The 717-nt window shown below is 40.6% G+C and carries 1 protein-coding gene; it reads right to left on the bottom strand.

Features of this window, described 5'->3' with window-relative positions; genetic code table 11:
• The coding region (locus tag ACFIJJ_RS09975; RefSeq protein ID WP_375646842.1) for an autotransporter domain-containing protein at nt 1-717 on the bottom strand (717 nt) is incomplete at both ends.

Consider the following 717-nt stretch of genomic DNA (forward strand, 5'->3'; position numbering starts at 1 on the left):
CATTGATGAAATTTTCCTAAATCAACATCAAGATTATCAATATCACGCGCCTGATTAAACTGAAGATGCTGATAAACAATCTGAATCTGCGGATCAAAAACAACACCTTTATACCCTGTTGAAAACGTTCTGCCACTCGTTAAAGAACCGCTAAACTGTTTACCCTTTAATGCCACAACCTTGCCCCGTGCAAGGGTCAAAACATCTCCCTTAAAAAGTCCATACGATACCACCCCATCTATATAAAAACCCGTATCATGCTTCAGACTTCCATAGGCAGAAACAGACCATTTATCAAATGCACTCTTTTTGCTTTGTTCAACATCCTGAGGGGTTAGAGAAAGGTTTCCGTAAGACCCCATAACCCCAAAGAATGTACGACCATATAAACTCTCAATCTCGTTTAACAAAACACCTGCTTCGAATGCATTATAATCAAGCTCAGCACCATAGCCATATTCAAAAGCAGATAAGTTGGAAGCATAATGATGGCTACCACCATAAGCATGCAGAAAAAAGGCTGTCTTTTTATCATCCTTCCAGGAGGAATGAAAAGCATTCCGCATTGTCTCTAACGTCTTATTTTGCGCGGTCATATCCACTAAACCAGCATGAAATAAGGCATTTGGCAAAAGAAGGTAAGTTGGAACCTGTGGAACAACAGCTCTAATTTGGAGATTAGACGAGGAATCCAAAGGGTCAGAAGACCCAGAAGGC

This window comes from Bartonella sp. TT29SHDZB, from assembly GCF_042193395.1.
GTDB lineage: Bacteria > Pseudomonadota > Alphaproteobacteria > Rhizobiales > Rhizobiaceae > Bartonella.